We start from the raw sequence: 26779 nt of genomic DNA on the forward strand, positions 1-26779 counted from the left end.
GGTGACAACTGAAAAGACAAAAAAACATCGTTTACACTGGCCGCACCCACTTCGTTCCGGAAAAAGGAATGTTCGTAAGGTTTTCAATGTCGGCCGGAATTTCAAGCAGTATACGGCCAATATGTTGAATACGAGAGTTGAGGACATTAAATCAGGCAAGGTTGATCCGAGCAACAACTGGCCAATGATTCTTGGTTATCTCAAAATACTGGCCGTTCTCATGGTAATTACTGGCTTGATTTGGCTACTGACGCTTTAGGGGGTGTGGTAATGGATAATGATCCAGAAAACGATCAGAGCAGTCAGTTGGCCAAAGATGCAACAAAACGAATTTCTAAAAAATGGCTCAAACGGGGTTTGGCGGCCGTTTTTGGTAGTTCAACTGTGCTCGCTATTGTCTTTGCTGTTGTGTTTGCTGGTCTGCTAATTGTAATGATGACAACATCTAGCGATGACAATGACTGTAGCACTGATCAGGATAATACCAGTGTGACGGTAGGAGCGGCCACGTCCGCGGATATGAATAAAAATGCGAAAACAGTTTATGACTATTTGATTAAAAAAGGAGCTACCTCTGCTGGTGTGGCTGCTGTTATTGGGAACATGCAATCTGAGTCAGGTTTAAACCCTGCGAGAACTCAAGGTGATGTGGCCGAAGGTGCAGCCGTTACTGATACTGATGTTGGACTTGGGTTGGTTCAATGGACTGCTGATAGACATACTGCGTTATTGAATGCTGCTAAAGCCAAAGGTGTTGATTGGAAAGACATGAGTTTTCAATTGGATTACCTTTGGCAGGAAGTTCAAAAAACGCCATCGTTCAAGAAAATATTATCTTCAAATGATATCGATTCGGCTACGCAAGCATGGATTGATGATTATGAACGACCACAAGTACGTACTCAGCCCAGCCGTCAGGCACAGGCTCATCAGTGGTACACGAAACTAGCCGGAACTGATCCAGTTATGACGAGTTCATTTGATAATGCGACCGATCCAACGACTAGCACTAGCTCAGATGGTGGTCAATCTGATCAATCCTGTGAGGCGGGTGGTGATGACAGTAGTGACCCTGGTGAAGCCAAAGGCGATGATTACCCTGATAATTTAAAGAATGCGACACAGGATTCTATTGATGATCAAAATGGTTATCCAAATCGTGAGTGTACTAGCTGGTCGGCATGGCGCATGCAGTCTGCTGGTGTACCTGGTAACTTGATTCATGCTTTAGGTAATGGTGCCCAGTGGGCCACCAGCGCACGAGCTGAAGGTGTGCAGGTGGATCATGATGCTAAGGCCGGAACCATTGCTCAATTTGATGGAACTGGCAGTAATCCTTATGGCCATGTGGCTTACGTGGATTCTGTTGATGGCGATAAGGTCAAACTGGAAGAATACAACTGGCTTGTCGGGGGTGCTCCAGATGGTAAGTATCACACACGCACAATTCCGGTAAGCCAGGTCTCGAATTTTATTCATTTCAAAGGAACGAAGCAAGGGGATAAGTAAAATGCAAAATAGGAAACAAGGTACTTCTATTGTTTGGTTATGCGTCATCTGTTTTGTTTTTGGAGCCGGTTTGATATTTGGTGTCCAAAAGGTTTTTATTGATCCAAAGCAAGATGCGCGGGTCGCACAATTGACTGCGGACAAGCAGGCATTAACACAGAAAACAAAGACCCTGAAACAGGCTAAGACTTCTGCTGAAGGCTCTGCTAAACAGGCTGTTCACAGTTCTGATGTGACGACTAACTATCCACAGATGGATCAGCAGGCTCAGAACCTGTTCGGTGCTATGTTTAATTATGACAACAACTCTTACGGTGATCGACATGATCAAGTTGCTAAATATAGTTCAGCAGCGCTGGCTGACACGTTAGTTGGCACTAAACAGCAGATTCAAAATAACGAAAAGGCACAGCGACAATCTAATATGCAATCGACGTTACTGTCAGTCAATTTGACGCATAACACTGGCGAAAATCAGGCTAAACAGCTGCAAGGTTTGGCGTTAGTTAAATACTCGGTATTAGCAGATGGCATGGACAGTAATGGCCGCACGGCGACCTCGATTTATGCCGTCACGTACAATCCAGGACAACAAATTTTTACGCAGGTTAAGTATCTTGGCGTTATGGCAAAGTAGGCGATTTGATGACGTATTTAGAAGTGTCCAATGCGCTTGAAGCAAATGGTGACAGTCAAATAAATCGAATAACGGTTGGCGGTTATTTCTTGCTGATGCTGACGATCGGCGCACTGCCAATCTTGCAATGGCAGCATATCAATGGTTTGCTGATGCTCATATTTTTACTGATTCTTGTTACCATGCGGGCTACCAAAGATCCGATCGTGAAGTCATATCCGCAGTCACGCCCCAATGAATCGTGGTGGGCAGTCAGTCTACGCATGTTGATGTACGTTTTCATGCCATTTGTGGCGATTGTAGCGGTTAGTTTAGTGGCCGCTGGCAATCATGACTCAGCTGTCAGTTCGACTAATACAGCGACTTTGAGCAGGCAAATCATGAATTCACCAGCTATGATGCTGATGGTTTTACTGATTGCACCGTATCTTGAAGAAGTAGTGTTTAGACAGTCCGTTTTTAGTGGTGTGACCAAGTGGCTTCACGTTCACTTAACTGGTGCAAACGAAAACGTTTGCTGGTGGATCGCAGCTATTTTAACCGGCTGGGCGTTTGGCATGATGCATGAGGATTCGGTACTACTGGTTTATGTGTTATTTTCGATTTATTTGCAGTGGATTTATCACCGCGAACGTGACCTTCGTTTCAACATTGTCACGCATATGGGTGTTAATACACTGACATTTTGTTTGCTGTTATGGCAGCGGTAGGTGAGGAAAACATGGAAATGATTAATTTAGCGGTGGATCAGGAAGAGTGTCGAATCATTAACCAACTCATTCCGATTAATCGCAAACCTTTTTTACAACTTGAACAAGAATATTCAGTCAAGACCATAAAAAAAGACCACACGAACTATGAAGCTCGTGCAGCCGAAGATCTATTACGTGTTTATGATGATTTGACTTCTGGCATACTTGGTTTGCAAGAGATTAATAAAGCTGAAACTGGCATGTTGACAGTTTCTCAGCGGCAATTTATCAGTCTCAGTGGTTTGAATACTTATATTACGCGTAATTTAGACGAACCACGATTTTTAAGTGGCGTGAAGAATGTAATTGCCGTAAATAAAGATTTTATTTATCCATATTCGTGCCTGGTACAATTGCAACGTTTGATCGTCGAGGTTTTTAACAATACGTTGTTATTGGCGCATGGTATGTCAGGAAACTACGTGGTCAACCGTGTTGATTCTGTTGCTGTGATGCGCTGGGCAATCACCGATTCGGAGCTTTCTTCTAAATGGCTACGGACGACTACGGGATTATCCTATACACAAATCAGTAGCATTCGTAAAGATGATGGCGTTTTGAATAGTATGCGTCACGATCGCGTGTGCCGAATGGCGAACCAAGTGCTGTTGAACGTTAGTTAATTTTGAGAGTATTCAATCCATCCATATCCGGTTGTTTTTGAGTTCACTTTACCGTTATCAAGATAATATTCTGGGTACTTGGGTCCATGCTGATACCACAGAGCTGGGTTAGGAGATCCTACTAGGAACTTTGTCAATTGGTGTTGATGAATAGTTTTTATCTTTTGAGGTTTCTCCGTTGTGGAGAGACCTTTTTGTTATTCAATGGGATTGAGTGCTTTGGTGGCCTTTATGAGTCTGATTTTGGAATGGGTACAGGATTCCTAGTGTTAGTTGGCATACTCCTCCCCGGGGTACCAGTATGAGTTCAAGGACCACTAAGCAATCAGTTGGTAAATTCGTTTGAACATGCGCTCCTGATTTGCAAAGCCATAACAGGAACGTTTAAGTTCTTTGATTTTGCGATTGACACCTTCGATTGGTCCATTGGAAAGCAAGGTCTGAGAGGCATTTAAAACCCCGCGGATATTTAGCTTCAAGGTAGCAATCGCCGTATCCATTGGTTCACCGCAAGGTTGGTAGTTCTCGATCAGCGCCTTAAGGCGTTTAGGGTGACCTCCCAGCAATGCGTCATGAATGTCGATATACGTCTCATAGGCGGTCTTCAGCTTTGGAAAGGGATCAATACCAATGTCAATAACCTCTTGATCGGTGAGGGATTCATTAAGACCGAAGCGATAATGGCGGTACTTTGCGTCTGGCTTGGCCTTGTCCAAAGTCTTCCAGTTGGTCTTCAAGGCTTTGTATTCACGTGAATGTTTGTCGGATATCTGTTTGAGGGCCTGAATGCGGATCTGATCCATTGCACGCCCGATGAGCTGAATAACGTGGAATCTGTCAATTACGATCTCGGCGTTTGGAAAGAGCTCGTGAGCAAAGTTCTGGTAGGCGGCGTTCATATCCATACAGATGTGTTTGACGCCGGCTCTTTGCTCGCTCGAATAGTGGCTCTTGAAGAAGTCCTTAATGGTCGCTGAGAGACGATCACCAAGCACTGTGACCCTTTTGTGAGTATCTGCGTCAATACAGATAAATGACATTGTGGAGTGAGTCGAACGGAACTCATCAAAACACAAATTTACTGGGAGGTAGTTGAGCGGATGCGGCTTGATATCATCGTCGATGATGCGCTCAATAGAAGTCGTCGAGATACCAGTAATAGAAGCTATCTGTTTCCCTGGTATAGCAAGTTTAGAGAGCTTGAGCGCATACTCCGAAATTCCGGTAGAGATCGCATGATTAGGCTTTACGACGGGCGTCGTGGCAGTGAGAGTTGACCGACAGTTACGACAACGCCAGCGCTGCTTATCCAACTCTAGGATTACCCGGCAATCAGTTGGGCCGTTGACGTGAATACGCGTACGGATGTGCCCATTGCGTCGCAATGCCGGCATGCCACAACTTGGACAGCGTTCTAGGAAATACGTCAGTTCTGCATGAACCACCTGATACTTCTTACGACCCTGGCCGTGACCGCGGATCTCATCACGTACATCACTGACCGTGGTATTCGAATCTGTAATTCCAAGCAGCTTAAGAGTACTATTTAAGTCGGACATCTAGTCATACCTCGCTTTGTTTGGGTTTCGTCGCTTAAAGCATAGCACCGAGGAGACTAGGTGTTCTTTTGTTATACAAAGATGGATCTAGAATCTCTGGCGTTATTAGTATCAACACCAAAAATTCTAGATCCAAAAGATCCTGAACATGACCTCAAAAAGCGATCAGCCCAGGAACTTAACAAATCGTATCAAGGCTTGCAACAACAAATTAAGCAAGCGACTGATCCCCAACAAAAATCAGAACTAAAAAACCAGTTAAACGATGTGCACCAAGAAATTAGTGATCGAACGCAAAAACAGTTGCAAGATTTTGTGAGTCAGAATCCAGAAATTAGACAAGCAGAACGGAATACAGGCGAAACACTAAAAAGATAGGAGATATCTCACGATGAAAATTGTTCTTTTAGATGGTTATGAGCTAAATAAAGATTTAAATTGGCACTTATTGCAAGACTTAGGCGAATGTACTTTTTATGACCGTACACCAGTTAATGATCAGAATGAAATTATAAAACGAATTAGTGACGCTGAAATTGTTATCACGCATAAAACTCCGCTAGATGACGACGTGATTAGTAAAGTTCCGAAGCTAAATTATATTGGAATTATGGGAACCGGTTACGATGTCGTTGATATTAAAAGTGCTCATAAAAATAAAGTCGTAGTAACTAATATTCCCACATATGCTAGTGATGCAGTAGCACAATTTACTTTCTCGTTACTATTAGAGGCAACAAGTCAGGTTGGCTTGCATAATCGGCTGGTTCATGAAAATAAATGGTCACAGGTACCTGATTTTACTTTTTGGGACAAACCGCTATTAGAATTAAAAGACAAAACTTTGGGGCTAATCGGTTACGGTCATATTGCTCAAAAAGTTGCTAAAATAGGGCACGCCTTTTCTATGAAAGTTATTTTTTATAATCATCGTCCTAAAAAAATTGCTGATACTTGGGCTCAACAAGTATCTCTTGATGAGCTTTTAAAGAAATCAGATGTTATTAGTTTGCACGTAATTCAAACGCCGGAGACAATGCATTTAATTAATAATGACACGATTGCAAAAATGAAAAACGGTGTTATTTTGCTAAACACAGCGCGAGGCAAACTGGTTAATGAGGACGATATTAAGAAAGCCTTGAATGAAGATAAGGTTTACGCATACGCTACTGACGTTGTTCAAAAAGAACCAATTGATAGTGACAGTCCCCTGCTAAAAGCAAAAAATTGCTATATTACGCCACATATTGCTTGGGCACCGTACGAAACAAGAGAACGGTTGTTGAATATAACCATTGCTAATGTAAGGGCGTATCTATCAGGTAATCCTCAAAATGTTATCAATTAAATCAAGCTCGATATAGTGTACCAAGAAATAAGCAGTTGAGCTAAAAAATAGTTGCAAAATTTTGTGAGACAAAATCCAAAGATCACACACCCAAGACAAGATGAACAACAGCAAATAAAGCGTTAAGAAAAGACGGAGAGCTAATTTTTATAGCTTCTCCGTCTTTTTGTATGCCACATTGCGAATTTCTTGTAGCGGGACGAAACAATCAGAATCAATCACAATATCATTAGCATTGTAGCCATGAATTAAAGTCGTTATATCCGGCAAATGGTGGTTATTTTGGTCAACCGTTTTTAGCTGAATCGTTACCAGTTGTTGACTTTGATACGCGTCGGCCAACACTTGTGTCAGCTCTGATAAGGATTGCTGCGGTCGTGGGACGTAAACTGCATTCAACTGCTGGTTTTGTTGATTTAGCGCGGCGGTATGATCGGACAAATAGAACCCCTGCCATTTCATCATGCCCCGGTCGTGATAATCATGTTCAAAGAAATGCTTAACCGTATCTAAGTCAAAGTCTTGGTTATTCAAGGGGCACCCGCTTTCGTTGAATTAACTTTTGACTTTTAGGCCAGCGTTCACCAGTAAAGCCAACAAATTCGATCGTTAGTTTAATCTTTTGTCGCAAAGCTTTTAGTAGCGTCTCTAAATCAGCTAAATCATAGTGTGCTAATTTATGTAAAGGAACGGATTGCAAGCGCTCGTTAGCCCGTTGGCTGTTAAAAAATACATTGTAGGTCTGATCGTAAGGATCGTTAGCGATCATCAACCAGTAACGGGTGCGCGACTGGCGCTTGAACAGCAAGGTTAAGCGTCCCATAATAATTTCTACATCGTTATTCATAGCTATTGCCCCCATTATGACCACCGACGAGTGAAGCGCGTTCAATAGCTGTACCGCCCCTTAACAAGCTGGTGGCATAAACTAACTTTGTGAAGCCAAAGCGGCGATGAATTTCATCAATCACTTGGTTTAACCGACTAGCCTTAATCTGGGTACTTGCCGGCTCAAATAAGCTAAGCTGTTGGCCGGTGTTGGCACTTAATTTGCTGCTATAAACCCCAATATTTCGGACAGCTTGACCGTCCCAGTTTTTGCGGAACAACCATAACAGTTGTCGCGTTAAAGCTTGGTTATCATTGGTTGGCTCAATTTTTAAAGCCTGATGAAAGCCACCGCGGCCATCGGCTGCGGCCGCAGCGTAAGAAAAACCAATGCTTAGCGACAGACACCCCGCCATTTTATGGTGGTGTCGTAGCCGAGCAGCCACTTGTTCACCAATTTCTTTAATGACCGTTTCAATTTCTGCTTGGTTAAGATAGTCCCGTGGCAATACTTGTGAATTTCCTAGACTTGCTGATTTGACTTTAGCGGGTTCCGTAACCTGTGCTCGATCAATTCCCCAGGCCGTGGCGAACAATTGGGTGCCAATAATCCCCATTGCTTGTTTCAACAAATAAGGATTGGCATGGGCTAACTCGTACATGTTGTGAATAGCTAGGCGGTTTAGCCGTTTAGCTGTTCGTTCACCGATCCCCCAGACAGCAGTTAAGTCATTGATCGTCCAGATTTTTTGAGGGACAGTCTCATAATGAATTTCACCAATAAAGTCAGAGGTATGCTTAGCATATACATCAAGGGCAAGCTTAGCTTGGGTCGGATTATCACCTATACCGACTGTGGTGTACAGGCCTAGTGTCTGACGAATGGTTTTCTGAATCAAACGGGCTACTTGTCGGGGTGAATCACCAAAGAGCCGCCATGAATGGGTCATATCCAAAATACTTTCATCAATTGAATACGGCCAAACTTCTTTTTCAGCCGTAAACTGGTGGAAGATTTGGTTAATTTGCAAGTTACGTTCGATATAGAGGTTCATGCGTGGTGGGACAACCCATAGGCGCGGATCATTAGGTAAATCACGTTTACGTGAAACATTAGCTTTGATGTGAAATAATTGCTTGGCTTCAGGTGAAGTAGCCAAAATTAGGCCACCATTAGTATTTTTAGCTTCACTAAGGACAACTAAGGGCACTTTTAAGGGGTTCAGTCCCCGAGCAACAGCTTCGCAACTAGCATAGAAGCTTTTGTTGTCGATTAGAAAGAACACGCCATGCGGTTCATCATCAGTAAACAAGTTGATCACTTCCATTAGCTTTTACCCATATTTTAACACAAAAGCAAACGTGTGTTCCCTTAAAGTGCTAGAAATCTGATTTAAAATTGTCGAAAGTCAGTCATAGTCATGCTATAATATGTATAGAAAAAGGAAGTCCCGCTAGAACAGGACTTCCCATGTAGAGCCGTTTAAGACGGTGACAGATTTTAACGATATTTAATAACCGCTAGCTTGCCAGAGCTAAGGCGGTTATTTTTTTTGCTGACTTTTGATCAGCTCAACAATTAATGCGATTAAGGCCACGATAAAAGCACCGAAAGCCAGCATTAATTGTAAAGCGTCCGCAACGGACACTTAGGCTACTCCTTTCGTTAGGATTTATGGGCTTTAAAGGTTTAACACCATAAGCACCACCTCCGATCGGAAATAGCCACCGCCTTAACTTCTCTACTTAATCCATTATACGGACAGACTAGTATCTTATCCACGTATAAAATGGTTCTGGTGCAAAGTTTACTCAGGGAGAGTGCATCCTGTATCATGAATTGAAACTGGAGGTTTTCAGATGACTGATCATTTTAAAGGACGGCAATTCAATCAATCAGTGATTACTTTTGCCGTAGGCTACTACTTGCGTTACAACATCAGTTATCGAGATCTAGTTGAAATGATGCGCGACCGTGGTATTTTCGTGCATCACACAACCCTCATGCGTTGGGTACAACATTACTCACCGATTATGCGGGCTCTATGGCGTAAGCGCCATCGGCGCACTTCCAAAAGTTGGCGTATGGATGAGACCTATATCAAGATCAAAGGTCAATGGAATTACCTCTACCGTGCCATTGATGATCAAGGTCTTACGCTTGATTTTCAACTGCGCAAGAAGCGTGACTTTAACTCGGCCTATCGTTTTCTCAAACGCCTTTTAAAGACCTATGGTCTTCCACATCGATTAGTGACTGATCAGTACGGAGCGACCCTAAAGGCAATTAAAAAGCTTACTAGGGAAGGCTATCTGCACAAAGGTGTGCATCAGTGCTCCAAATATCGCAATAATCTGATTGAGCAAGATCACCGTTTTATTAAGCGGCAACAAGTTCGTTCCGCAAGTTATCAGAGCACTCGGACAGCAGCTAGGACATTATACGGCATTGAAACCATGCATGCGATACACAAAGAAAGCCGAAAGAAGCTAGGCCTCTTCGGCTTTTCAGCGTATCAAGAAGTCGACCAATTGTTAGCGGCATAGGCTACAACCACTAAACACAGTCACTTTGATCTACGCTTAATTTCAACTTTGCACCAGAACCGCACAGTAAGTAGTAGTGCAACTAAATCAGATACGGCAAGCGCAGCAAGTAGTCGTTTCGCCAAATTAAACGCAACTAGTGTGCAAAAGAAAGTTACCGTAAAGAGCACCAGTCTAAAGGCAAGTAACCAAGTTTTAAACGCAATTAACCCAGTTGTAAACGTTACAATTACAGCTAATGATGGCAGTACCATGAAAAATGGGGATAGTAAAAATCTTAGCGGTCAAAATGTTCAAGTTAATGCTATTAATTTGGCATTTACGTTAACTCAGGATGGGACTTTAAAAAGTGGTTCAACGATTAAAATACCTGTAACCATTACTAATAATTCAAGCTCTAATCCTGGTTCAGCATTAAGCTCAGGAACGGCTTTAAATATTCAAAATGTTGGGACTATTACTTACGTTAGCAATGATCAATACGGGGCTAATGGTTATTATCTGATTACCATTGGTGATGATTTTGAAAAGACTGTAGGGAAAACAGTTACGGCAACTGTTACGGAGAAACCTTCTGTCACAGGTAGTTTAACTGCTAAAAATAGTTATCAGAATGTAATTGTATCAATAAGGTAGATTGTAAAATTAATCCGAACGCTGTTCGGACAAAAAAGATCAGCTTCCTTTAAAATGGTGTTTACCACAAACCCATTTTTTAGGAGCTGATCTTTTGTCTAGTATAACCTATTCTGAACGAATTAAAATTGAAACCTTTTGTGAGCTAGGACTGACCAATATCCAAATGGCTGAGCGGTTAAAACGATCTCCGTCTACGATTTCTTATGAATTATCTCGTTGTCAACCTTATCAAGCTGAATTAGCACAGGCCAACGCTGAATATAAACGGGCGCATTGTGGCCGAAAAACTAAACTGAATGCCAAATTAAAGCAAACCATTCTAAACCATTTACGTCTAAGCTGGTCACCAGAAGTGATTGCGCATGAGCTTAAACTAGCCACTAAATCTATTTATAATTGGCTATATCAGGGGAAAATTGAATTCTCCTTGAGTGAACTACCTGAACATGGGCTACGCCAACGGCGTAACCTTGACAAACGTTCTAAATATAATCAATCATTAGGGCGTTCAATTGAACAACGACCAATTGTGATTAACCAACGTAACCGCATCGGTGATTTTGAAATAGATACAGTGGTTGGACCTCGTGGACATAGCAAGGCTGCTTTATTAACGCTAATTGATCGCAAATCACGTTTTCTTTGGGCTTACCGATTAAAAGATCGGACAGCGGCGACTGTTAATGAAGCCCTAACTATGTTTCTAACAACTTTTAAGGGACCGGTACACACCTTTACTGTCGATCGTGGAACTGAGTTTAGCAATCTAGTGTCATTTGAACCACAATACGGTATTCAGACCTATTACTGCCATGCTTACACGCCCGCTGAACGCGGCAGTAATGAACGATTCAATCGGAACTTACGTTATTTTTACCCTAAGGGGACTTGTTTTGAGCACATTAGTGCTCAAGATTTAACAACGACGTTACTCGAAATTAACCAGCGCCCCCTTAAAGTACTTAACTGGCAAACACCTTACCAAGTGATGCTGACTAATTTGTCAAAAAATTCGGATTAAATTTGCAATCTACCGTATAATAACTTAATTAAGACAGCAAAAATGTGCACTGAAATGTTGTCAGAATTAAGACTAATGGAATAGTGGGGTGTCAGGATGACTGATGAAAATAAGAACAATAGTATCGATAAAGTGGCCTCAGCCGCCGGCGTGTCCATTGCCACAGTTTCACGGTTTTTAAACGGTCAATTAGATAGAATGTCGGAAAAAACAGCTAAAAGAATTCAGAACATAATTGATGAGATGAATTATGTTCCGAATGCAGCTGCTCGGCAATTGATGACAAAAACTTCCAAAATGATTGCGGTTGTAGTTGCCAATATTGAGGATTATTTTTCATCCGAGATATTTAAAGGAATTGATGAAATTGCGATCACTGGGGGCTATACGCCAGTATTATTTGATACTAATGGTGATGAGCAACAGGAACTGTACTTGATTGATAAAATAAATCAACAGAACTTTGACGCATTGATTATTCAGCCTCTAAATGTCGATGCATCCACGATAAAAAAACACCTTAAGCGAAATATTCCAGTTATAACGGTTGACCGTTTGCTAGAAAATTCTGAGTGGCCGACAGTTGTTAGTGACAACTACGATGTTGCAAAAAAAGTCAGTAATTATTATTTATCAAAAGGGTATACACAGGCTGTGATTGTAACAGAGCCTATTGGAACGGTTTCGACACGAAGAGATCGTGCAGCTGCAATTAAAAGTGTTTACCCTAACGCACTTCTTGTTGAAGTAACCGCACAAGATAATGTTGCCAAGAAGGTAAAGGCGAGAATTTCAGCTGATGTTGATAAAAAAGAAAAAGTTTTAATATTTGCTTTAAAAGAACGATTAGTAATGAAGCTGGCTGCTCGTTTTATGCAGGACCTCACAAATTCAGATAGCAAATTAACTGGGTTTGCTGAATCTGATGTATTGTTTGAAATTAATCCTGAACTGAGGTTAGTTCGACAAAATCCCTTCAAAATGGGTGTGACAACCGGTGAATTAATCCTTAATTTATTGAATAGTAATGAGGCAAGCGTGCCGGCAGTGACAGTGGTCAAGGCAGACTACTTGTAAGTCCTTGTTTGTATTTTTTCGCACAACCAGGGTTGCTTTTGGACAGGCATGTGTTAAAGTTTTAGGTAAGCGCTTACCTAAAAAACACACTTTATCTAACGAGGAAAATATAATGACGAGTAAAAAAACAATGTTATTTGATACTTATCCTGGTTCCAAGCTTCTTGTAGTAGGCGATACGAAAATTTTAGTGGCCAATACCTATGAATATTTACCCGGTTGGCCAATATTTAGGACACAAAAAGATGGGCAATTTGAGCACATTGCAAATGTATTTAATACGTCCGACGTATTAGATTTTTCGGAGGTCCGATCAGGTGAAGGCTTATCACTAACTGATCTTAAATTTGATAACGGAGAATATCAAATCAGTGGTAAATTTACGAATTCAACTAGTTTATCCGAAAGACAAGGTTCGTTTACGATTACCTCGACCGATTTAATTAGTTGGAGAGAGCCCGTTTGGGGGCCTGCTTCGGTGGAGTCTAGTGAAAAAAATGTTGAAAGCGCTTTGACAGAGATTATTAAACAAGAACGCAACGGAGAATATGCGTTAGATGATGAAACCCTAGTATCAATACGCGGAAATAAGAAACATTTTTTGGCAGACCATAAAACGATGAAATTACAGTCCGATAATATTAATGCGATTTCTAATGTGTCATATGTTGGATTTCGTCAAACCCATTTGTTGACGACGATTTCTGCGGATTTTGAGATTGATTTTGACCCAGCGCGAAACGAAGAGGTGGGGCTAGCTGTACGTAAGAATGACACGGACTACATTAAGTTTGCTGTCTATAAAGATATTGTCAAAATAGTACACAGGCAGCATGATGTAGCAAGCGTTCCAAGCTCGAAGGTTAACAACTTAACTAAGTTTAATTTACGTGTTGAAACTGATATTGCTGGTCAGTATCATTTGTTTTTTAACAATGAAGAATTAGGTAGCATTGATGGGGAAACGCTGTCGGCAGAGATTGCAGGTGGTGTTTTCGGAATCACCATTGGGCCATTTGCTACAGCAAATGGCCAGCCAACGAAGGCAACTGTCAAAATCACGAATTTAATTTATTGTACAAAATGATTTTTAACTTTTTAGACGATGTGATATAGCATCGTCTTTTTTTGACAAAAGGGATTGACAGACATTGTGAATCATAATACAATACAGGAGTAAAGCGAAAGGTAAGCGCTTACCTAACTATTTAAAAATGATACTTCGTAAGCACAATTTAATTCGCTATTATTTTTAGTACTTTAGGTAAGCGCTTACCTAAAAAACAAGTCACTATAGAAGATAAAAAGGAGAATTTACACTATGGCTTACATCATTAATACGTTGGTTTACGCAGAGAGGCACGACAAAGGAGAATCCCAATCTGAATTTCTTGAAGATATTAAAAAGTTGGGTGCTGATGGCGTGGAAGCACGTCTAGAATATTTTAGTGATATTGAATATGAGGCACCAATATTTGTTGAAAAGGCCAAAAAGCTAGGTCTAAAGATAAATTTGTCTGTTCCGGATGAATTATTTGTTGACGGGGAAGTTAATTCCAAGTTAGACACATATTTTAAGTACGGGAAACTGCTTGAACTGGATAAAATAAAATTCAACACTGGAGATTTTACACATTTTAATGGCGATTTAGCACACATTTTAGATGCGCTTCCAGAAGGCATTGAATTTAATGTCGAAAATGATCAAACGGAATTATCTGGTCGTTCTCAACACATTCTGACATTTTTGCAATCGGCCAAAGAGGCGGGCCTAAATGTGGGATATGTATACGATATCGGTAATTGGCTAGTGACTGGAGAAGATCCTGACTTTGTCGCGAAAAAGATGGCTCCATATACTCGGTATATTCACCTTAAGAACATGACGGGTGTTGGAAATAATACTTCTGCAACATTGGATGAAGGGAAAATCAACTGGCGAACACCTGCAGCTTACTTTAAAAAAGGCACTGACGTTGCTTTAGAGTATCCCATGAGCCAATTTGAACGACGCTCATCTGAGTTAGCTGAAATTAAAAATGTATATAAGTGAAATAGGAGTGTTTGATCATGAATACTGTCTTAGTGATTTTAATGTTATTAAGTTTTGCTATATTCGTTTATTACATTTTGCACGGCGGTAATATGACAATTGGATTTCTTGTTATGGCAGTTGTGTGGACAATAATCGGGTTTGCCGGTGGTGAACTTAATCATGCCATAGTTACAAATGCGATGACCGGAAAGATTTCCAACGTGACTGGTACAACTGCCATAGTAGCTAATTTACAAACAATTTTTAATGACAAAATTGTTGCCTATGGTGGAACAATCGTCACCATTGTTTTTGGTTCATGGTTTGGAAGGACCATGGTCGATTCCGGTGTGGCTGCGTCGATTTCTACCGATGTAGGTAAGCTTGGCGAAAAGAAAAAGATGTTAACTGCAATATTAGTTGTGTTAGTTACTGCGTTAATTTTCTTATCGGCATATGGTGTTGGGTCGGTGGTTGCTATTGGGGTCGTTTTATTGCCAGTATTATTAAAAATCGGTATTCCACGCCCGATTGCGTTAACGGCCTTTACAGTTTCAGTTGGTGCGCCTCTTTACTTAAACACTATTCAGTACAATCAGTTTAAAGCTTTCTTTCCGAAGGCAAATTACTCAGATCCAAACTATATTAAGTTTGGTTTTACTGCAATGGCAGTTCAGCTAATTCTTGTAGTTATATTCTTGTTTATTAACAAACGAAAATATACTGATGAGCAAATAGAAGAGAACAATAAGTTTTTAGCAACCAAAGAAGTCGGCACAGAGAGTGTTCCAACTGTCTCGAAGTTTTCCTGGTTGATGCCACTTGTTCCCGTGGTTTTATCAATGGTCTTTAAAATGCAATCTGTTGCAGCCTTACTAATTGCTGTGGTTTTAACGGCATTAGTAACCGGACAAGCAAAGTCATGGAAAAAATTTGTTACTTTTCTCGATGGAACAGCTCAGCGGGGTGTTAAAGATGTTTCTGGACTAATTATCTTCTTACTAGTATTAATGACCTTCCAGGGTGCAGCTGGTGTTGACGCAAAAATTTTCACACCAATTTTTAGAAACATTATTCCTCAACATAATTTATTGCTCTTAACAATTGGTCTTGGAGTTTTGGCACCCTTAGCACTGATGCGTGGTCCATTGATGGCATTTGGCTCAGGAGCTGCCACAGTTGCCGTACTGAGTTCACTAAATATCTTACCAGATTCAACATTATTGCCGTTAATTGCGGTGGCTTCCATTTTCGCTATTTCAGCAGATATAACCCAATCATGGAATGTCTGGGGAATGGACTATTTGGAGGTCAAAACAAAAAGCTTTTTGAAGAATGGAGTTCCACTAATGTGGGTCGCTACCATTATCAATCAATTGCTTGTGTGGGTTATTTTTCATTAGTAGAAGGAGGACGATTTAATGGACATGGTCGATCAATTTAGTACAGAAACTTTTCGATTAGATGGTAAGGTTGCACTTATTACTGGTGGCGCCTCAGGACTAGGTTCTTATTACAGCAAAGCGTTGATTAAGTCCGGTGCTAGAGTCATGGTTGCAAGTTTTGATGATAAAGGATGGAATGAACTATCCGAGTTTGCACTGCAGAATGAGTCCGAAGTTGGATACATTGAGCAAGATGTGACGGAAAACGGTGCTGCTAAAAAGATTATCACCGCAACGATGAAAAAGTTTGGGCGGTTAGATATTTTAGTGAATAATGCCGGTATTCAAATTCGCAATAAATGGAATGAGTTCAAAGATGAAGACTGGCAAAAAGTAATTGACGTCAACCTCACTGCTGCGTACCATTTGGCTCACGAAGGTGCCCTAGTTATGTCCAAGAGTGGTGGAGGCAAGATCATCAACATTGGTTCAATGCAATCATTTCGAGCAGGAAAATTCATTTTTCCATATGCCGCCAGTAAACACGGCATTGTGGGCTTAACAAAAGCATATGCAGATGCTTTAGCATCCGAGAATATTCAAGTGAATGCGCTGGCACCTGGATATATCGATACGCCAATGACCAAGGCACTACAAGAAGATAAAGTCCGAAATACAGAAATCTTAGCGCATATTCCTGCAGGACACTGGGCTGATCCATCTGAGTTAATGGGGGCAGTTGTATTCTTAGCTAGCTCAGCTTCCAACTATATTACTGGGGTCACATTGCCAGTTGATGGTGGTTACTTACTACGATAAGGAGTGGACAAAATGACGAAAAGTGTTGTAATTCCAAAGAACCTTTCACAAAAAGGTAAGGATGTTTTATTAGATGCTGGATTAAAGGTAATTGAGTTGACAGATCTGAGCTCACCGGCAATTATTAGTGCCGCTGCAAATGCAGATGGCATGATATTGATGACAGATCCATTTGACAATTTTGATATTCAAGAAATGCCGAACTTAAAGATTATTGCTCGCCACGGTGTCGGCTACGACAATGTTGATTCAAAGTTTTGGGGCAAGCAAGGCGTTTATGTCACAATTACGCCAAATGCAAACGCCTCAACTGTTGCGGAAACGACAATGGCCGTTATTTTGGATTTATCTAAAAATATAACTAAAGTGTCTAACGAAATGCGCAAAGGGAACTTTGATTATAAAAATAATCACCGAGGATTTAATCTCGAAGGACAGACTCTCGGTATCATGGGGTATGGTCGTATTGGCAGACATGTCGCTCAGCTAGCCGCGGCTTTTTCGATGAATGTCATTATTTATGATCCATTTGTCAAGAACACAGACATTGGCAAGTTGGTTGATCGTGATGACATCTTTAAACAGTCCGATATTTTAACGCTTCATATGGCTGTTACAGATGAAAATCGTCAGGGAATCGGTAAACGTGAGTTTGACATGATGAAGACCAGTGCCTTGTTGGTCAATCTCGGCCGAGGGGCATTGGTTAATCAGGACGATATGCTGTTGACCTTGAAAGAAAACAGTATTGCTGGTGCGGCATTAGATGTTCTTAATGAGGAGCCATTACCTTTGACCAGTGATTTTTATAATCTGGACAACGTTTTATTAACCCCACACATCGCGTCAAATACGAAGAATGCGATGGAAAATATGGCAGTTGATTCCGCTAATGAAGTGGTGCGGACATTGAACGGTGAGAAACCGTTATGGGCTGTTAACACAATTTAAATTTTGAAATTAGTCGATTAATTGAAAGTGTTTTTTCTTTTCTGATGCAATGTACTATAAAAAGGAAAAATACTTTTTTTGTACTTGGAAGTCGAAGAGGTTAAGAATATGACACCTTAAATGAATTTTAGGTCATTGTTGTGTCCGAAAAATGGTTAAATGGCAAACAGTAATGAAGCAGTCCCATCCGTTTAAATTTCTTATTTATGGCAAATTACAAGTTTAATCCGAACAAGCCCGGAAACTTTCGGTAGATTGTAAAATTAATCCGAATTTTTTGACAAATTAGTCAGCATCACTTGGTAAGGTGTTTGCCAGTTAAGTACTTTAAGGGGGCGTTGGTTAATTTCGAGTAACGTCGTTGTTAAATCTTGAGCACTAATGTGCTCAAAACAAGTCCCCTTAGGGTAAAAATAACGTAAGTTCCGATTGAATCGTTCATTACTGCCGCGTTCAGCGGGCGTGTAAGCATGGCAGTAATAGGTCTGAATACCGTATTGTGGTTCAAATGACACTAGATTGCTAAACTCCGTTCCACGATCGACAGTAAAGGTGTGTACCGGTCCCTTAAAAGTTGTTAGAAACATAGTTAGGGCTTCATTAACAGTCGCCGCTGTCCGATCTTTTAATCGGTAAGCCCAAAGAAAACGTGATTTGCGATCAATTAGCGTTAATAAAGCAGCCTTGCTATGTCCACGAGGGCCAACCACTGTATCTATTTCAAAATCACCGATGCGGTTACGTTGGTTAATCACAATTGGTCGTTGTTCAATTGAACGCCCTAATGATTGATTATATTTAGAACGTTGGTCAAGGTTACGCCGTTGGCGTAGCCCATGTTCAGGTAGTTCACTCAAGGAGAATTCAATTTTCCCCTGATATAGCCAATTATAAATAGATTTAGTGGCTAGTTTAAGCTCATGCGCAATCACTTCCGGTGACCAGCTTAGACGTAAATGGTTTAGAATGGTTTGCTTTAATTTGGCATTCAGTTTAGTTTTTCGGCCACAATGCGCCCGTTTATATTCAGCGTTGGCCTGTGCTAATTCAGCTTGATAAGGTTGACAACGAGATAATTCATAAGAAATCGTAGACGGAGATCGTTTTAACCGCTCAGCCATTTGGATATTGGTCAGTCCTAGCTCACAAAAGGTTTCAATTTTAATTCGTTCAGAATAGGTTATACTAGACAAAAGATCAGCTCCTAAAAAATGGGTTTGTGGTAAACACCATTTTAAAGGAAGCTGATCTTTTTTGTCCGAACAGCGTTCGGATTAATTTTACAATCTACCTATTATTCAATTAGATCTAGAATGCTGATACTTGCTGATGGATATAAGAATTTGTAAAAGGCACCCGTAAAATGTAGGAAAACGGCAGGTTAGAACTGTTGGTTTTCCTACATTTTTTGTATCATGAATCACATCAGAGTGTAGGAGGAATTTGATGTGAGACGTGATTTAAGAGAAGGAGTGACGATTTACGTGACTGAAAATATTAAGCCTAACTTCGCCGAGATTGCCCGGCAATATAATGTTGATTATCGAACCGTTAAGAAAGCCTATGAGGAAGTCAAAGCTGGACTTAAGGGCCGACCAAGTGGTCGACCGAAACGGCCAAGTTTACTGGATCCATTCAAGCAAACCATCGATTCAAAGCTTGAACTAAATTGTTCGGCTGCTTCAATTTTTAAATTTATCCAGAAGAAGGGCTTTACCGGCAGCTATACCCTCGTGAAAGATTATTGTCGCCAAACCCGCCGAGAACGAGTTAAGAAAGCTACCATTCGGATTGAACATTCCCCTGGTCTCTCTGCTCAAGTTGACTGGAAAGAAGAAATGGCCCTAGTGAGCAGCGAGGGTGAGCTGTTTAAATTCAATATTTTCTTGTATGTATTGCCTTATTCAAAACTCAAATATATGACACTAACCTTTGATCGGAGCCAAGATACCCTCTTTTCTTGCTTACACGACGCTTTCCTTCATACCGGAGGTATTCCGACGGAAATCTGGTTTGATAATATGAAAACCGTTGTGGATCATACAAAATCCCAGTTTGGCCACGCTGTCTTTAACGAACGGTTCCACGAATTCTGTAAAGATGCCGGTTTCACACCAATTGCTTGTCGACCATTCAGACCACAAACTAAAGGTGCAGTTGAAGCCCTTGCTCGCACGGTTGAACGTTTACGGCCATACAATACTGAATTTGCTGATGGAACTGAGCTAATCGAACTAGTTCATATGCTCCGAGATGATCTAAATCATGAAACTTCGCAGGCCACGGACGAAGTCCCGTACCTGAAATGGTTAGACGAAGAAAAAGAGTACCTTCATCGCGTTCCAGTTAATCTCCTTGAACCATACTTCGAAGAAAACATTACCCGTGTCGTTTCGAAGGAGGCCATGATCAATTTCCGCAAATGTAAGTACTCAGTAGATCCGCGATACATTGGTTGTACGGTTGCTGTTGAAATCTCCAATGATGAGCAGCGCATTCACATTTATTATAACGGAGAAGAAATTCGTACGCACTCCATAACTACCAATTCGCTGAATTATGACCCCCAAGATCAGTTCAATATCCTCAAATCTGATTTGCTTAAAGGGCGGACAGATGAAGACATTTCAGCTTACATTCGTGAACATATGACTGATTACGACAACTTATAGGAGGCTACCATGACCACTAATAATCAAATTCTTTTAAATAATCTTGAGCGCTTAGGGTTAAACAAAATCCGTGAATACTTGCCGAATTACCTTGATCAAATTCACACTGATAATCTGTCATTAACTGAGGCGCTAATTGATTTAACTAATTCGGAACTCCAGAATCGACACGAAGGTCAGATTGCACGGGCCATTGGCCGTGCTCGGTTCCCCAATACAAAATCCCTAGATACATTTGATTTTAGCTTTCAACCCAGTATGAATCGCCAAGAGGTTCTGGAATTCCAGAATCTGGCTTTTATGGAAAAGTCTGAAAACTTAATCTTTATTGGCAATCCGGGAGTCGGTAAAACCCACTTGGCAATTAGTATTGGGATTGAGGCCTGTAAACAGGGCTGTCGGGTTCTCTTTATTAATTGTCATGAGCTGTTGATTAGATTGAGAGCAGCTTACGAAAAAGGACTGCTTGATCGATCTCTAAGCCGCTATTCGCGCTATGACCTATTAATTATTGATGAAATTGGGTATTTGCCAATTGGTCACCAAGAAGCTAACCTCTTATTTCAGCTAGTCAATGCCCGCTATGAAAAGCATTCAACGATCATTACCAGCAATAGTGATCTATCCGCTTGGGTTGATATTTTCCAGAACCCAACTGTGACAGCAGCCATTCTCGATCGCTTGGTTCATCATGTTCACGTAGTGAAGATCACTGGTAAATCTTACCGATTACGTGGCCTCAAGTAACTGCCGAAAACCTACATTTCTTTCTGCCGAAAACCTACATTTTTAAACTGCCCTTGACAAATTTAAATAAATTGATAGAATGATGGTAGTAGTCGCCAAAAAAATTGACTGGTTAACAGTTGATTTATATGTGCCAGTTATGTTGATGGACTATTCTCTAATGAATAGTGGATCCTATACATGTAATAAGAGTGAAGGTCTAATAAGCTTGAGCAACTTAAAAAATAGTTTTTGTTCAAGCTTCATTCGGATTGATTTTACAATCTACCATAAGTATTTAAAAGAAATTACTGAAAATGGGGCTTATTATCAAGTGGCTTGGCAAAAATTAGCCGATGGCTACGTTGCCCCTTATGGCACGACCCCGATTCAAATAAGATCATTGCCGACATTGAATGATACTTTTGAAGATGAGGAGGGGTAGACAATGCCGAGTAAAGCCGACGTTAAAGCCTGGAAAGCACAATTAGTCGCCCAGGCTGAACAGCAAATCCTAAAATTAACTGATAGTGACCAATTTAAAAAGTATCTCAATACCCTGGCTAAATTTCATCGTTATAGCGCCAGAAACATTGATTTAATTTATGCGCAAAATCCTCAAGCCACTCAAGTCGCCGGTTTTAAGCAATGGCAGAAGGCTTTTAACCGCACCGTCTACCGGGGCGCAAAAGCGATTCGGATTGCGGCTCCGATCATTAAGAAGCTAACACCAGCCGAGCAGAAGCATCTTGATACCACCGATGAGCGCGCCATTGTCGGTTATCGCTATCTACCCGTCTTTGATGTGGCACAAACTAGCGGTGAACCAGTGTTAAATGCTAAAGACTTTGTCAAAGAAAATTTGGCCGATCATCAGAATGTGACAAGCTTGTATAACGCATTCAAGGACTATCTCAACCAGCAAACCGACCTTAAAGTCAGTGAAGTGCCTTTAGCGACGCTAAATGGGGCTAAGGGGTATTTTCAACCCAGCACTAATGAAATCGTCATTGGTGGCGATGAGCCCGATAATGCTTTAAAATTGAAGACGTTATATCATGAATATGCGCATAGCCAGCTACACGGATTAAAATCAGCCTTTAAAGATCGGCCACGAGCCTATCAGGAAACCCAAGCCGAAGCGGTTGCGTATGTTGCCATGCAAAATATTGGCGTTGATACCAGCAACTACTCCCTCGGTTACGTGGCCACCTGGGCTAAAGATAAAGCCGTGATCCATAGTGCTTTAAGTGAGATCCAGCAAGTTAGCAACAAAGTGATTGAGCTTAGCGACGGGTTAACCAAACAATTAGGCTTACAAGAAGCCCAAAAAGAGCCTGAGCATGATCTAAAAAAGTTATCAGCCCATGATCTTAATAAGTCCTACCAAAGCTTGCAACAACAAATTCAACAAACAACTAGTCCACAACAAAAAGCGCAATTAAAAAATCAGTTAAACGATGTGCACCAAGAAATTAGTGATCGAACTCAAAAACAACTGACAGCATTTGTCGAAGAAAATCCGTCAATCAAACAACCCGATCCTAAACCCGATCGAAGCATGAAACGTTAGCCAATTATTAGAAAACGATGTATTTTGAATAGAAGAAATCATCTTCAGTGAAAATAGGGCTTCTCGTATAATCAGCTTCAAAGACCATAGAATACGGATTATGATTTAGCTTGTAACTTTTGGAAATTCTCTTTACCCCATGGAATTAAATTTATAAAAGAAGGGCCAAATAGACTAGACAAATTACTGAAATTCATTAAGGGAATCCATACATTCATTGCGCCAGATAGGGACACATAAAAAAACAGGCCTGCTGTTTTATAATGGTCAAAAAATAAATTTATTAACTTTGGTTTCCTATATATAGGGATCACACTTACACTTGTCTCTTTTTTCGAATTAGTGATGTTTTTAGGCTTGAAATTAATAGCAGGGACAACAATGTTATCGAAGATATTATTACAAGGCTCTTCTAGGATTTCTAAATTGTACTTATCATGAGGATGATTTAATAGTAATCTGATCATTATGGTTCCTACATAATTATTTACATCAACTCCCATGTAGGCAAGATATTCTACTTGAATTTTTATCATTTCCATTACCAATGATATTGGGTCAAATTTCAAATTCAATGTGAATTTTGGGTCTTTTACTTCACCGAATTTAATATCATTTATATTATAAATGAATCCTTTTTTATTAGCTTTATCTTCAATTTCTAACTTCCAGTTCTCATAATCCTTATTATTCAAAAAAGATATATTAAAGTTATATGAAGAGCTGCTTTTATCCATTATTCTCGGGAATCTATCGATTAATTTTATCATTTTCCCGTTATCGATCTGCCCATTTGAAAAAGGAACTCGATATAAATTATTGTTTTGTTCAAGGTTCATAATAATCCTGCCACTTTTATTTCCGAACATGTCATACATATGCTGAAAATTATTTAAAAATGGTTTATCAATTACACTCCCCATAAGATTGTTGCATGCCTTACAAATAATATCTTTATGTGGATTAATACCTCCTATTCTTTTAGGAATAATATGCTCTCTACTATTATTTTCTTCTGTTAACTTTTGTCCGCAAATAATGCATCTTTTCATAAGCATTTTTCTTTCTTATTAGTTAGCACTAATCGGAATACTCAGCACTATACAATAAATACACGTTTTATTAATGAATTGGCGAAATAGATTTAGAAGCTTCGCCATATTCTCCTGCTTCAACATTTAGTTCAAATGGAATATCAAAAGCATTCCCGGACAATAAAGCGGTTCCATGGGGTAGGCTAGGTAATCTTGAAACTAAATCATTCGTCGCTGATGGTACATTTGCCAGAATATAGTTTAAATCTAGGGAGTTTTGAATTCTGTGAATAAAAAAGGCACCTGTTTGTGAGAGAACAATTTTTGATAATTCGCTTGGAATTTGACTGATAATGCCAATATAAACGTTGAATTTTCGACCTTCTCGCGCAATACGTTCAAATATAGAAGACTCTACTCCCTGAGATTGAAGCACATAGCGATGTGCTTCATCAAGATATAAGTAATTAAAAGGAATCTTATTTCTGTGTTGATTGCTAAAATGAAGACTATTTTCAAACACTGACCTAGCTAAATAATTTGAAACCAGTCTTAATGCGTCGTCGTCCAAACCAGTAAGATCTACAATCCAAAATTTTGACCCCTTTAAGTCTTGCTGATTTAAAGAAATTTCTGCGCCATTCATACGATTAAGGATACCTTTAGGACCGCCATACCGAGAATTTAAGTTCCGAAAACGACTCATCATAGTCTCTGTATTTATCCTTGCCCGACGATCCCCTTGAACCTCCTCTTCGCCAAAAGTAATCTCAAAAGATTCTTTGAAAACAGTTAATGAAATGTCATCTTTATAAAAACTCTTTTCCATAAGAACATCATCGATAGTAGCAAAGGACGTACCATCTAACACTTGATCCAGTTTGCTCATTAAGGATTCTTGGTTTTCAATTTTCGTAAAATTCTGAATCCATTTATTTAGAGTGTCTTCATCATTTGGATATATTTTTTCATACCATTTAGTCACAGCCCTTTTAAGAGTTACAAATGACTCTTGTGTTGTATCTGCTACTGCCATTTTCGCTAAAATAGCATAAATGAATCGCTGACCTGAGAGATTACAATGTGCAATCTGGATTGCCCGTCTAAGAACTGGTTTCTGTGATTTTTCACTGGGCAAGAGTGCTGATTCCCAGTCGTCAACAGTAAGTTTTCCAAGAGGTAAGTGCATTTTATTCATATAAAGATGCTTTGCAAAACCTAAATTAGAATAATCACCATGAACATCAAAAACAATGAATCTAGCTGAACGTTTAAGGTGCTTTTTAACAGAATTTATTCTATCAAGCAATACTCTAAGCGTGGTTGATTTCCCAGAACCAGTATTTCCTAAAATTGCTATATGTGACGTTAAAATTTTGCTTAGATTCAATTCGGGCTTCACTTTGGGATAATTGTTAATAGGTCCCAAGCTTATTAGGTGATCTCCAATCTGAGAAAACAGAGAACTTAGAACCTTTTCATCAGCTCCGTATATTGGCGTTCCCACCATTGGGGAACGCAGTACACCTGGTTTGAACTTAGAATCCACTACAGTTCCCATGGGCTCTGCTGTAAATATCATTCTGTTAATAGTGTCTAAAGAATTAGGTGAAAGATTCCCATCGTAACCCTGATTGCGAATCTTGCTTACCCTAAAAATTACTGTAATATTCCAAGAAATATTACAATATACAAAATCGTTGACCCCTCGTATAGATTGAACTATTCCATCATGAAGACGGTCAGAAATGTCGTTTGGTTTAACCGAAAACTCAATATATGAGGGTGAGGTCAACTCCACTTCACCTATGGCCCAGTTATTCACCTTCAATACCTTCTTTCTGATTATCTGTCGAAATTTCGAAAGGATCCTGAAAAGCTAAAAGCGATACTAAAGTCGAAAAGTAGAATGCGTCCTTTCTATTTGAACCATTTGTAATAAAGGTAGCTTTAGTATTTCCACTGACTTCATTCATGAAAGTGCTGACACTCGGTAGGGTATCATCAACAAAGGCAATTAAAGAAAAATCTGATCTTCCAAGAGCCTGAATTATTAAATCACTAATATGTTGGTCACCAAAACTAAATCCATTAATAATCAGCAGTGAATCCGGTTTTAATAGTTCTACAGATAATTCCCTAAACAGATCAGAATATGGCGATCCTTGACTATCAGCATACTTTGACGAGGTTGGTGCAATGACCCTTGCTTCATTGTTCTCCCAGTCAGCTACTTTAATAATGGAATTTGACTTGTTACACCAATTCAGAGAACCATGTAACTTATAAACTCGGAAGAAGGGTCTGACAATTGACCATTTATCTCTAAATCGATGTGCGACATCTACTGGTCTTCTACTATACTCTGATATATTGAAGATAGGTCGTATCTTTGGTTGGAAACCGTCCGTATATGAGTAATCTAAGCGATCAAGTGCAGTTTCTAAAAATAAATCATAATTAGTTGTAAAAAGGTTAACCGTGTCAAACTGATCATTTGCAATTTCACGCAATTTTGCTACACGCCGAATAAAATTTTCGTACCATTGAAGATTATCACTTAGAGATTCTGTTCCTTTACTGGAGAGATTTTCAAGCCCTTGCCTCATTCCTATTTTAATAGAATTAATCAAGAAGTCGGTTAGATCTGTTGCGATTTTTCTTTCGATATCCAGTTCATCTTCAGAGAGACCATTTATCCGATTTCCTAACCATGAAAGAAACGTTTCGATATTATTTTCAGCACCTGCCGTTTTTATAGTACAGTACTTAGAGAATAGAGCTTCAAATTCAGCAGGGGCTTCTTTTTTGTATTGGTTAAATGTATTTCCCATGGTCGGAATCACCGGTATAGACGAACCAGAACCAATCAGAAAATTTATGTGTACATTAGCAGCCATTTGAGGCTGAAGATATTGTTTTAACTCGTCGAATTCAACTTCCCTATAATGATTTCCCAACCCACCCTGAACAATTTTAAAACTTGATTTATCTTGCTCACTCACAAAAAACATCCTCTCTTCTTGACGCAACGAACTTTG

Annotated in this window: 28 protein-coding genes and 1 pseudogene; 20 read left to right on the forward strand and 9 right to left on the reverse strand. The window is 40.0% G+C overall.

Going from position 1 to position 26779, the window contains the following annotated elements; genetic code table 11:
• Position 1: 1 nt before the first annotated feature.
• Genes ABUE36_RS14345 through ABUE36_RS14365 form a run of 5 tightly spaced genes read left to right on the forward strand, consistent with a single transcriptional unit; the run spans position 2 to position 3521 of the window.
• Entirely contained in the window at positions 2–259 is a 258-nt protein-coding gene (locus ABUE36_RS14345; protein WP_421017538.1) for a hypothetical protein, read from the forward strand.
• Positions 260–270: 11 nt separating this feature from the next.
• Entirely contained in the window at positions 271–1509 is a 1239-nt protein-coding gene (locus ABUE36_RS14350) for a phage tail tip lysozyme (protein WP_421017539.1), read from the forward strand.
• Position 1510: 1 nt separating this feature from the next.
• Complete coding sequence (locus ABUE36_RS14355) at positions 1511–2146, forward strand: hypothetical protein (protein WP_017262397.1); 636 nt, start codon at positions 1511–1513, stop codon at positions 2144–2146.
• A gap of 8 nt (positions 2147–2154) precedes the next feature.
• Positions 2155–2856, forward strand: coding sequence for a CPBP family intramembrane glutamic endopeptidase (locus tag ABUE36_RS14360; RefSeq protein ID WP_421017540.1), 702 nt, complete (start codon positions 2155–2157; stop codon positions 2854–2856).
• Positions 2857–2867: 11 nt separating this feature from the next.
• The gene (locus tag ABUE36_RS14365; protein WP_421017541.1) at positions 2868–3521 is read left to right on the forward strand and encodes a hypothetical protein; all 654 of its coding nucleotides are present in this window, start codon (positions 2868–2870) and stop codon (positions 3519–3521) included.
• 317 nt (positions 3522–3838) lie between these two features.
• On the opposite strand, the gene ABUE36_RS14370 is transcribed toward ABUE36_RS14365, so the two are convergent.
• Positions 3839–5080 (reverse strand): ISL3 family transposase, encoded by a 1242-nt coding sequence (locus ABUE36_RS14370; RefSeq protein ID WP_421017542.1) that lies wholly within the window; start codon positions 5078–5080, stop codon positions 3839–3841.
• A 132-nt stretch (positions 5081–5212) separates the two neighbouring features.
• On the opposite strand from ABUE36_RS14370, the pseudogene ABUE36_RS14375 reads away from it, so the two are divergent.
• Positions 5213–5458, forward strand: a pseudogene (locus ABUE36_RS14375) (hypothetical protein); the annotation flags it as partial.
• A gap of 13 nt (positions 5459–5471) precedes the next feature.
• Positions 5472–6431 (forward strand): D-2-hydroxyacid dehydrogenase, encoded by a 960-nt coding sequence (locus ABUE36_RS14380; RefSeq protein WP_104368199.1) that lies wholly within the window; start codon positions 5472–5474, stop codon positions 6429–6431.
• A 147-nt stretch (positions 6432–6578) separates the two neighbouring features.
• On the opposite strand, the gene ABUE36_RS14385 is transcribed toward ABUE36_RS14380, so the two are convergent.
• The 4 genes from ABUE36_RS14385 to ABUE36_RS14400 form a co-directional block, all read right to left on the reverse strand.
• Complete coding sequence (locus ABUE36_RS14385) at positions 6579–6965, reverse strand: hypothetical protein (RefSeq protein WP_072540898.1); 387 nt, start codon at positions 6963–6965, stop codon at positions 6579–6581.
• Positions 6958–7278 carry a hypothetical protein gene (locus tag ABUE36_RS14390; RefSeq protein WP_039107792.1) on the reverse strand — a complete coding sequence of 107 codons (321 nt, stop codon included), beginning with the start codon at positions 7276–7278 and terminating at the stop codon, positions 6958–6960. The genes ABUE36_RS14385 and ABUE36_RS14390 overlap by 8 nt, the downstream gene beginning before the upstream one ends.
• Positions 7271–8572 (reverse strand): Y-family DNA polymerase, encoded by a 1302-nt coding sequence (locus tag ABUE36_RS14395; protein ID WP_421017552.1) that lies wholly within the window; start codon positions 8570–8572, stop codon positions 7271–7273. Before ABUE36_RS14395 ends, ABUE36_RS14390 begins: the two co-directional genes overlap by 8 nt.
• Before the next feature lie 231 nt (positions 8573–8803).
• Positions 8804–8881 carry a putative holin-like toxin gene (locus ABUE36_RS14400; RefSeq protein WP_421017553.1) on the reverse strand — a complete coding sequence of 26 codons (78 nt, stop codon included), beginning with the start codon at positions 8879–8881 and terminating at the stop codon, positions 8804–8806.
• A 238-nt stretch (positions 8882–9119) separates the two neighbouring features.
• On the opposite strand from ABUE36_RS14400, the gene ABUE36_RS14405 reads away from it, so the two are divergent.
• The 9 genes from ABUE36_RS14405 to ABUE36_RS14445 all read left to right on the forward strand — a co-directional run bounded on the left by ABUE36_RS14405 (position 9120) and on the right by ABUE36_RS14445 (position 17733).
• Positions 9120–9806, forward strand: coding sequence for an IS6 family transposase (locus ABUE36_RS14405; protein ID WP_017261418.1), 687 nt, complete (start codon positions 9120–9122; stop codon positions 9804–9806).
• A gap of 141 nt (positions 9807–9947) precedes the next feature.
• Entirely contained in the window at positions 9948–10442 is a 495-nt protein-coding gene (locus tag ABUE36_RS14410; RefSeq protein WP_421017543.1) for a hypothetical protein, read from the forward strand.
• Between the two features lie 94 nt (positions 10443–10536).
• Positions 10537–11466 carry an IS30 family transposase gene (locus tag ABUE36_RS14415; RefSeq protein WP_285228401.1) on the forward strand — a complete coding sequence of 310 codons (930 nt, stop codon included), beginning with the start codon at positions 10537–10539 and terminating at the stop codon, positions 11464–11466.
• A 96-nt stretch (positions 11467–11562) separates the two neighbouring features.
• Positions 11563–12543: a LacI family DNA-binding transcriptional regulator gene (locus ABUE36_RS14420; RefSeq protein WP_421017544.1), complete on the forward strand. Its 981-nt coding sequence runs from the start codon at positions 11563–11565 to the stop codon at positions 12541–12543.
• 112 nt (positions 12544–12655) lie between these two features.
• On the forward strand, positions 12656–13630 hold the full coding sequence (locus tag ABUE36_RS14425) for a hypothetical protein (RefSeq protein ID WP_421017545.1): 975 nt from the start codon (positions 12656–12658) through the stop codon (positions 13628–13630).
• 234 nt (positions 13631–13864) lie between these two features.
• The gene (locus tag ABUE36_RS14430; protein ID WP_421017546.1) at positions 13865–14596 is read left to right on the forward strand and encodes a sugar phosphate isomerase/epimerase family protein; all 732 of its coding nucleotides are present in this window, start codon (positions 13865–13867) and stop codon (positions 14594–14596) included.
• A gap of 17 nt (positions 14597–14613) precedes the next feature.
• Positions 14614–15981: a gluconate:proton symporter gene (locus ABUE36_RS14435; protein WP_421017547.1), complete on the forward strand. Its 1368-nt coding sequence runs from the start codon at positions 14614–14616 to the stop codon at positions 15979–15981.
• 18 nt (positions 15982–15999) lie between these two features.
• Positions 16000–16782, forward strand: coding sequence for a glucose 1-dehydrogenase (locus ABUE36_RS14440; protein ID WP_421017548.1), 783 nt, complete (start codon positions 16000–16002; stop codon positions 16780–16782).
• A gap of 12 nt (positions 16783–16794) precedes the next feature.
• A complete protein-coding gene (locus ABUE36_RS14445; RefSeq protein ID WP_421017549.1) occupies positions 16795–17733 on the forward strand; it encodes a hydroxyacid dehydrogenase in 939 nt (312 codons plus the stop codon).
• 263 nt (positions 17734–17996) lie between these two features.
• Here the strand turns inward: ABUE36_RS14445 and ABUE36_RS14450 are convergent, their stop codons facing one another.
• A complete protein-coding gene (locus ABUE36_RS14450; RefSeq protein ID WP_216769602.1) occupies positions 17997–18926 on the reverse strand; it encodes an IS30 family transposase in 930 nt (309 codons plus the stop codon).
• Between the two features lie 255 nt (positions 18927–19181).
• Here ABUE36_RS14450 and istA point away from each other — a divergent pair, with 255 nt between their 5' ends.
• From istA to ABUE36_RS14470, 4 genes are all read left to right on the forward strand, one after another.
• On the forward strand, positions 19182–20405 hold the full coding sequence (istA, locus tag ABUE36_RS14455) for an IS21 family transposase (RefSeq protein WP_003555353.1): 1224 nt from the start codon (positions 19182–19184) through the stop codon (positions 20403–20405).
• Between the two features lie 9 nt (positions 20406–20414).
• Positions 20415–21152, forward strand: a complete 738-nt coding sequence (gene istB / locus ABUE36_RS14460) for an IS21-like element helper ATPase IstB (protein WP_014386885.1) — start codon at positions 20415–20417, stop codon at positions 21150–21152.
• Positions 21153–21231: 79 nt separating this feature from the next.
• On the forward strand, positions 21232–21576 hold the full coding sequence (locus ABUE36_RS14465) for a hypothetical protein (protein WP_421017555.1): 345 nt from the start codon (positions 21232–21234) through the stop codon (positions 21574–21576).
• Positions 21577–21579: 3 nt separating this feature from the next.
• Positions 21580–22704 (forward strand): ArdC-like ssDNA-binding domain-containing protein, encoded by a 1125-nt coding sequence (locus tag ABUE36_RS14470; RefSeq protein ID WP_421017497.1) that lies wholly within the window; start codon positions 21580–21582, stop codon positions 22702–22704.
• Positions 22705–22802: 98 nt separating this feature from the next.
• On the opposite strand, the gene ABUE36_RS14475 is transcribed toward ABUE36_RS14470, so the two are convergent.
• The 3 genes from ABUE36_RS14475 to ABUE36_RS14485 all read right to left on the reverse strand — a co-directional run bounded on the left by ABUE36_RS14475 (position 22803) and on the right by ABUE36_RS14485 (position 26743).
• Entirely contained in the window at positions 22803–23756 is a 954-nt protein-coding gene (locus ABUE36_RS14475) for an HNH endonuclease (RefSeq protein WP_263776016.1), read from the reverse strand.
• 70 nt (positions 23757–23826) lie between these two features.
• Positions 23827–25563, reverse strand: coding sequence for an ATP-binding protein (locus tag ABUE36_RS14480; protein ID WP_421017498.1), 1737 nt, complete (start codon positions 25561–25563; stop codon positions 23827–23829).
• Positions 25556–26743, reverse strand: coding sequence for an SIR2 family protein (locus tag ABUE36_RS14485; RefSeq protein WP_421017499.1), 1188 nt, complete (start codon positions 26741–26743; stop codon positions 25556–25558). Before ABUE36_RS14485 ends, ABUE36_RS14480 begins: the two co-directional genes overlap by 8 nt.
• Between the last annotated feature and the right edge of the window lie 36 nt (positions 26744–26779).

This window comes from Furfurilactobacillus cerevisiae (genome assembly GCF_048961765.1).
Lineage (GTDB): Bacteria > Bacillota > Bacilli > Lactobacillales > Lactobacillaceae > Furfurilactobacillus > Furfurilactobacillus milii_A.